The following is a 7301-nucleotide window of genomic DNA, read 5'->3' on the forward strand; positions in this document are numbered from 1 at the left end:
AGGATGGTATACAACCTGATCTATCTGGATGGAGGATCAGGAAGAACCATGATCAAGCGATTCCAGGTTTTAAGTGTAACAAGGGATAGAGAATACGTGCTTACCAAAGGCACCAAAGGGTCCAAAGTACTGTACTTTACAGCAAATGCCAATGGAGAAGCAGAAATTGTGACAGTATTTCTTACTGCAGGCGCCAAGGCAAGGGTGAAGGTATTTGATTTTGATTTTAAAGATCTGGAAATCAAAGGGCGTGGGGCTAAAGGAAATATACTCACCAAATACCCGGTTAGAAAAATCCAGCTTAAAATGGAAGGCGTGTCCACTTTAGGTGGTTTGGACATTTACTTTGACCCATCTGTAGGTAGGCTAAACACAGATGAAAGAGGTGACTTTGTCGGTAATTTCTTAGGGGAAGACAAAGTGTTGGTCTTTTATAAAGATGGAAGTTATGAATTGACCACCTTTGAACTGACCAACCGCTATGAACCTGAGAACATTTTGCTGATCGAAAAATATGATCCTGAAAGCGTGGTGTCATCCATATATTATGATGGTGTACACAAGATGCATTATGTGAAAAGGTTTGTGATCGAAACCTCTACCTTAAACAAGAAATTTAACTTTATCTCAGACCATAAGCAATCCAAGCTAACCGTAGTCTCCACAGAAAAACAGCCTCAGGTAAAAGTAAAGTTTAAGCTGGATAAAGAGGTGGAAGAAAAGGTTTACGACATGGACATGTTGATTGATGTAAAAGGATGGAAATCTGTCGGTAATCGATTAAGTAACCATAAAGTGATGAACATTTCTTTGGTGGAATCAGCCAAACCGGAAAAGAAAAAGGAGAACACCGAAAAAGACAATGGATCGGGAGAATCAAAAGATGCTTCCGGAGATGATGATGACAAAGAACAATTAGGGCTGTTTTAACCCAAGCCGCTATGGAGCAATTGGACAAGGATGAACTGGCTTTTTTAGCCTATCTTTCCGAATTTATCACCCCCCATAAAAAAGCTTTGATAGACAAAGTACTGGGAGAGAGGACCCGGTACATTACCCTAGTTCTAGAAAATATTTATAAACCACACAATGCCTCAGCCGTTCTAAGAACGGCTGATTGCTTTGGTATTCAGGATGTCCATGTCATTGAGGGGGATAATAGCTATGATATCAATCCCTATGTGACCCGAGGAGCTGCTCAATGGGTAGATTTGCACAAATATGACGATGCATCGGGAAATGCAACAGCGGACTGTATCCAACAGCTCAAGCACAAAGGTTATAAAGTTTTGGCCACCAGTCCTAGAGAAGGTAGTTTGCCGGTGAGTGATTTGGCAATAGATCAGCCACTTGCTCTAATTTTTGGCAATGAGCATGAAGGGGTAAGCCAAACGGCCATGGATGCGGCAGACGGTTTGGTGCATATACCCATGAAAGGATTTACTGAAAGTTTTAATATTTCAGTCAGTGCTGCCATTTGCTTGTATGCCCTCCAAGAAAAAATTGGCCGGCATCCAATTGGTAATTATTCCTTAAAGGAAGCTGAAAAGTTAAAATTAAAATACCATTGGTACCAAGAGATTGTCAAACATTCAGCAGCCCATAAACGGTCATTCTTTCAAAATAGAAAATAAGGAAGGGCATCTTTTTTTAGGCTGTTTGCCCAATTGAATTCTGAGGAAAGTAGCGGCAGAATGAAAACTTGCAAAAAATCTGGATGACTTAGGCCTTTTTTGACCGCATGGCCTTAACTTTAGTAATGGAGTGGTCCTCAATCAATTTTTTGTACTCCATAGTTTCTCTACCATAAAGCGCAACTTTACCATCTTTATTACTATGGATTCCAAAACCATACCTTTTCGTTAATGGAGAAGCTCTCAGGCATGCTTGACCTTTTGAAAAAAAATGGCTTTTGGCTTCGGGGTGCTCCTCTTGGCTTAGGTCTTTGCGCAAGGCGTAAATAGCAAAGAGCAACTCATCTGAAGTAAATTGGTAAGGTTTTTTGCTGATCATTTCATATTGCAAGTTGGCAACTGATTTTTTATTTCCCTTAAGTGGAGGGATTTCCCCCATCTCTGACGGGCAATCGGCTGCAACTTCAATAAAAGTGTTAAGGTAATTGGTGGAATGAATTTTCATATTTTATAAGGATAGTTAAGCCGTTAATTGACCAACTTACGCTACAATAAAACCAAATGGTTACCTGTTCAATTTAATCATTTAAGCGTTCTAATCGGTGACAATGCAATCTTTTATTCAATTATTGTTGGTATTTCTTTTAAAATGAAGGAGTTTTTCAAAAGCCCTAAAAACAATTGTTATCTTCTATTTTGAGACGATTGGTAGAAATGTTTTTTTGATAAAGGAGATTATGGTTTCTAGTTTGGATACAACTGATAGTGGCGATGGCCCCTGAATAGTAACCTGAGTTCGTTTTAAAATAATTAAAAAAATAATCTTTCCGGGAATTAATATTTTAATGTCGTAGCAATTGAAATGACAATCTGTGTTTTTAACTTATTAAATATTTATTACCTAAATAAGAAAGTCATCGGTAGCTAGTGCGAGTAAATGTATTGCTGAAGTCGAAGAAATCATAAAACGGCGAGACTGTCACCCCCTGGCCTCACCACTAACATGGGAAGTTCCAACAAGAGGAGGCTGTTTCACTTTTTCTTACCTTAGTAAGCCCCAAATGGGTTCGCAGTGACGAGGGAGCTGTTTGTAAAGACAATTTAAATCTAGCTGAGGTTAGTAGAAGGAGTCAAAATAATTTTATTTTCCTAAAATCTGAAGTAAATGGTTAAGATATGCAAGGGCTAATCTTTTTTTTTACCCCGTTGAATTTGCATATTTGCAGTTCATAAATCAGGAAAATGCTTTACTTTTGAAGCCTTGCGCTATAATCGTAAAAAAATCACTGGTTTTGGCGAAGAATGAGTTTAAAAGCACCTGTTTGTAAAGGTGATTTATCATAAATAAAAGAATGCATGTCAAGTAGTGGTAATGAGATTAAAGTAACATTTCCTGATCAATCAGTCAGGGTTTTTGAAAAGGGAGTAAACAGTTTAGAAATAGCATTAAGCATCAGTGAAGGTTTGGCCAGAAATGTATTGGCGGCCAAAATCAATGGTGAGATTTGGGATGCTACCAGGCCGATTGACCAAGATGTAAGCATTGAGTTGCTTACCTGGAAAGATGAAGGTGGCAAATCTACCTTTTGGCATTCATCTGCCCACTTGTTGGCGGAGGCATTGGAAGCTTTATATCCCGGTATTAAATTTGGAATAGGCCCTCCTATTGAAAATGGGTTTTATTACGATGTAGATTTTGGAGGCAAAACCCTGGAAGGGGCGGAGTTAGAGAAAATAGAAGCCAAGATGATTGAATTGGCTCGTCAAAAGAATGAATTTGTCAGAAGAGACATTTCCAAGAAAGAGGCGGTTGACTATTATGAAGAGAAAGGGGATGAGTACAAACTAGACCTTCTTGAAAGGTTGGAAGACGGAACCATTACATTTTATGAGCAAGGTGGATTTACGGACCTGTGTAGGGGACCCCATATTCCACACACCGGATTTGTTAAGGCCGTTAAATTGCTGAACATTGCCGGGGCCTATTGGAGAGGGGATGAGAAGAACAAAATGCTTACCCGTATTTACGGCATAACTTTTCCAAAGGCGAAGGAATTGAAAGAATACCTTCACATGCTTGAAGAAGCGAAGAAAAGGGACCATAGAAAACTTGGCAGGGAATTGGAATTGTTTACTTTTTCAGAAAAAGTTGGCTTAGGTTTGCCTTTGTGGTTGCCCAAGGGTACCTTATTGCGTGAGCGGTTGGTTTCTTTTCTGAAGAAGGAACAAGATCATACAGGTTATCAGCAGGTAATCACACCACATATTGGCCACAAGGCATTGTATGAAACTTCCGGGCATTATGAAAAATACGGTAAGGATTCATTTCAGCCAATAGCTACCCCACATGAAGGGGAGGAGTTTTTATTGAAACCAATGAACTGCCCCCATCACTGTGAGATTTACAAACACAAACCGCGGTCTTATAAGGACCTGCCGGTAAGGTATGCAGAGTTTGGTACCGTATACCGGTATGAGCAGAGCGGGGAGTTGCATGGATTGACCAGGGTGCGTGGTTTTACCCAAGATGATGCCCATATATTCTGTAGACAGGATCAGGTAAAAGAAGAGTTTATCAAGGTAATAGACTTGGTCTTGTATGTTTTCAAAGCCCTGGGCTTTGAAAATTATACTGCTCAAATTTCTTTGAGAGATCCTGAAAATATGGACAAATATATTGGGGATGAGGAAGCGTGGAATAAGGCAGAGCAGGCCATCATAGAGGCAGCCGAAGAAAAAGGCTTGGATACCGTTACTGAAAAAGGTGAAGCAGCTTTTTATGGACCGAAACTGGATTTTATGGTCAAAGATGCTTTGGGAAGAAGTTGGCAACTGGGAACCATACAGGTAGATTATCAGTTACCCCAACGGTTTGAATTGGAATATACCGGTTCAGACAATCAAAAACACAGGCCGGTAATGATTCATAGGGCCCCTTTTGGATCTTTGGAACGATTTGTGGCAGTATTAATTGAGCATTGTGCTGGCAATTTCCCGCTTTGGTTGGCACCGGAGCAGTTGGTGATCTTACCTATATCTGAAAAATATGCCGATTATGCCTCCAAGGTTAAAGCTTTATTGGCAGACAACGACATAACAGGCGAGATTGACAACAGAGATGAGAAGATTGGCCGGAAAATCAGGGATGCTGAAGTGAAAAAGATTCCTTTTATGGTGATTGTAGGAGAAAAAGAGCAGGAAGAAAATAAAATATCACTAAGAAAACATGGGGAAGGAGACATAGGCTCATTTGAATTGAGCGCATTTGTGGACTTCTTTCAGGGAATCATTAGGGAATCATTGAATAAATAACAGGAATATAATTTGTTGATTTTTAATATTTAAAAAATTATTAGATATTTGCAATCTGAAACTTTAAAAAACAACCATAGCTATTTTGAGAGGAAAAAGAACTTATACTCCGAGACAAGAGGAACCATATAAAGTAAATCAAAAAATTAGGGCCCGAGAGGTCAGGGTTGTAGGAGATTTTGTAGAGGGAGGAAACGCGGTTATGGCGACTGACAAAGCAGTAGCATTGGCCGAGGAAAATGGACTTGATCTCGTTGAAATTTCTCCTTCCGCTGCACCTCCGGTATGTAAGGTGATCGATTATGCTAAGTTCAAATATGAACAAAAGAAAAAGCAAAAAGAGATCAAATCCAATGCTGCCAAAACTGTAGTGAAGGAAATTAGGTTTGGACCCAATACTGATGATCATGATTTCGATTTTAAATTGAAACATGCCATCAACTTTCTAAAAGATGGTGCTAAAGTAAAGGCATATGTTCATTTTGTTGGTCGTACCATTGTTTTTAAGGAAAGAGGGGAAATGCTTCTATTGAAATTCGCTCAGGCCTTGGAAGACTATGGCCAGGTGGAGCAATTGCCAAAAATGGAGGGGAAAAGAATGAACATATTTGTTTCTCCGAAAGCAGGTAAGAAATAATTCAACTAATATATATACGGTAATGCCAAAAGTTAAAACTAAATCAAGTGCTAAGAAAAGGTTCAAGCTTTCTGGGTCTGGAAAGATAAGAAGGAAGCATGCTTTCAAAAGCCACATTTTGACTAAAAAGTCTACCAAAAGGAAGAGAAATCTTACCAAAATGGGAGTCGTTCATGAGTCAGATGAGGGCAGAGTAAAAGACATGCTTAGAATCTAATTAAAAATTATCAGGTTATTTAATTCACCAGACCTTTGGTTTACAAGTCTATTCAGAAACACTGAAAGCACCAAAAGTCAAAAACTAAAAAAAAATGCCAAGATCGGTCAATTCAGTAGCTTCAAGAGCTAGGAGAAAAAAAGTATTAAAAGCAACCAAAGGTTACTTCGGAAGAGGTAAAAACGTTTGGACTGTAGCAAAAAACAAGTATGAAAAAGGACTTCAGTATGCTTACAGGGATAGAAAAGTAAAGAAAAGAGAATTCAGAGCACTTTGGATTCAAAGAATCAACGCCGGAGCCAGACAATATGGCATTAGCTACTCTCAATTTATGGGATTGCTTAAAAAAGCGGAGATAGATCTTAATAGAAAGGTCCTTGCAGATCTTGCAATGAACCATCCGGTAGCTTTCAAAGCCATCGTTGAGAAAGTAAAATAAGAAGCTTTTAAGCTATATAATTTAAAACCCTCCTTGGAGGGTTTTTTTTATGCCTAAATCCCCTAAAAGACTTGAATATTGGTGCCTGGAGTAAGGAAACCGATAAGAAGGAATGGTTATGCCGTTCATGTTTTCCTTCACTTTTAATAATTGGCTAATGAAATTTATTAAGATTGCTAACCCTAAATAAAAATGAACCCTTGCAGTCTTTAAATAAAAACGATTGAAAAGGATGAAGTTGAATGTTTGGATGCTAAATCCCGATCCAAACAAATCCCATTCAATAATGAGGGGAGGCCGGATTTTTTTATTTCTTCCATACTTCGGATAAAACTGATATTCAGCTTAATTTCCCCGGCATAATTATTCCCAAGCTTTAGAATCCGGACTTAAAAAGGTTTATTTTTTGAAATTTTCATTATATTACTCAGGGTTTACCTATCTTTTGCAAGTCATATGGCTTATTTTGTTTAATTAAGCCTTAGTTAATAAAAATAGGGGTGTTTTACCACATTGGGTAGACCAATTTGAGGATGGTGTGATAGGTTTTAGAAAATGAGGGCCATAAAAAAAGGTCTCTAAATCTAAGAGACCTTTTAATTGGTAGCGAGGAGGGGAGTTGAACCCCTGACCTCAGGGTTATGAATCCTGCGCTCTAACCATCTGAGCTACCTCGCCAATTGGGAATGCAAATATGTGAGTATAATCCTTGAATTGCAAATCAAGTACCTAAAAAATAATGTACTTTTTACAACAAGAATTAAAAAAGCCATGGAGAAAATCAAATTTGTTTCAGATTATCAGATAAATAGCTCCAAAAAGATTATTTATCCATATTTAAGCACAGCAAGTGGATTGTCACAATGGTTTGCCGATGATGTAGTAATTAATGAGGATAAAGTTTATAATTTTATTTATGATGGTGAAGATCATTATGCGCGTGCAGTTATTATGCGGACCAATCATCATGTGAAATTTGAATTTTTCGATCCTGAGGAGGAGGAAGATTTCGATACCGAGCATTTCTTCATCGAATTTAAGTTGGATGAAAACGAACTCAAC

At 38.4% G+C, this 7301-nt stretch carries 7 protein-coding genes, 1 tRNA gene and 1 pseudogene; 7 read left to right on the top strand and 2 right to left on the bottom strand.

All coding sequences use genetic code 11. The annotated features are described in order from the left end of the window. A pseudogene (locus tag AAC037_RS15500) lies at positions 1-930 on the top strand (DNA gyrase/topoisomerase IV subunit A); the annotation flags it as partial. Positions 931-941: 11 nt separating this feature from the next. After that, positions 942-1634: an RNA methyltransferase gene (locus AAC037_RS15505; RefSeq protein ID WP_339903831.1), complete on the top strand. Its 693-nt coding sequence runs from the start codon at positions 942-944 to the stop codon at positions 1632-1634. Positions 1635-1722: 88 nt separating this feature from the next. Here AAC037_RS15505 and AAC037_RS15510 read toward each other — a convergent pair whose 3' ends face one another. Continuing rightward, positions 1723-2139 (bottom strand): DUF6157 family protein, encoded by a 417-nt coding sequence (locus AAC037_RS15510; RefSeq protein WP_339903832.1) that lies wholly within the window; start codon positions 2137-2139, stop codon positions 1723-1725. An 851-nt stretch (positions 2140-2990) separates the two neighbouring features. Here AAC037_RS15510 and thrS point away from each other — a divergent pair. The 4 genes from thrS (at position 2991) to rplT (ending at position 6239) form a co-directional block, all read left to right on the top strand. Beyond that, positions 2991-4946: a threonine--tRNA ligase gene (thrS, locus tag AAC037_RS15515; protein ID WP_339903833.1), complete on the top strand. Its 1956-nt coding sequence runs from the start codon at positions 2991-2993 to the stop codon at positions 4944-4946. Positions 4947-5031: 85 nt separating this feature from the next. Beyond that, positions 5032-5583, top strand: coding sequence for a translation initiation factor IF-3 (gene infC / locus AAC037_RS15520; RefSeq protein ID WP_339903834.1), 552 nt, complete (start codon positions 5032-5034; stop codon positions 5581-5583). 22 nt (positions 5584-5605) lie between these two features. Continuing rightward, a complete protein-coding gene (rpmI, locus tag AAC037_RS15525; protein WP_339903835.1) occupies positions 5606-5800 on the top strand; it encodes a 50S ribosomal protein L35 in 195 nt (64 codons plus the stop codon). Between the two features lie 94 nt (positions 5801-5894). Continuing rightward, complete coding sequence (rplT, locus tag AAC037_RS15530; protein WP_014021145.1) at positions 5895-6239, top strand: 50S ribosomal protein L20; 345 nt, start codon at positions 5895-5897, stop codon at positions 6237-6239. Between the two features lie 601 nt (positions 6240-6840). On the opposite strand, the gene AAC037_RS15535 is transcribed toward rplT, so the two are convergent. Beyond that, a tRNA-Met gene (locus AAC037_RS15535) sits at positions 6841-6917 on the bottom strand. 93 nt (positions 6918-7010) lie between these two features. Between AAC037_RS15535 and AAC037_RS15540 the strand changes: the two genes are divergently transcribed. Further along, the coding region (locus AAC037_RS15540) for an START-like domain-containing protein (protein ID WP_339903836.1) at positions 7011-7301 on the top strand (291 nt) is incomplete at its 3' end.

Source organism: uncultured Cyclobacterium sp. (assembly GCF_963976465.1).
Classification (GTDB): Bacteria; Bacteroidota; Bacteroidia; order Cytophagales; family Cyclobacteriaceae; genus Cyclobacterium.

Coding starts and splice junctions, on each gene's coding strand:
- AAC037_RS15505 (WP_339903831.1), top strand. CDS start 942: ATGGAGCAATTGGACAAGGATGAACTGGCTTTTTTAGCCTATCTTTCC.
- AAC037_RS15510 (WP_339903832.1), bottom strand. CDS start 2,139: ATGAAAATTCATTCCACCAATTACCTTAACACTTTTATTGAAGTTGCA.
- thrS (WP_339903833.1), top strand. CDS start 2,991: ATGTCAAGTAGTGGTAATGAGATTAAAGTAACATTTCCTGATCAATCA.
- rpmI (WP_339903835.1), top strand. CDS start 5,606: ATGCCAAAAGTTAAAACTAAATCAAGTGCTAAGAAAAGGTTCAAGCTT.
- rplT (WP_014021145.1), top strand. CDS start 5,895: ATGCCAAGATCGGTCAATTCAGTAGCTTCAAGAGCTAGGAGAAAAAAA.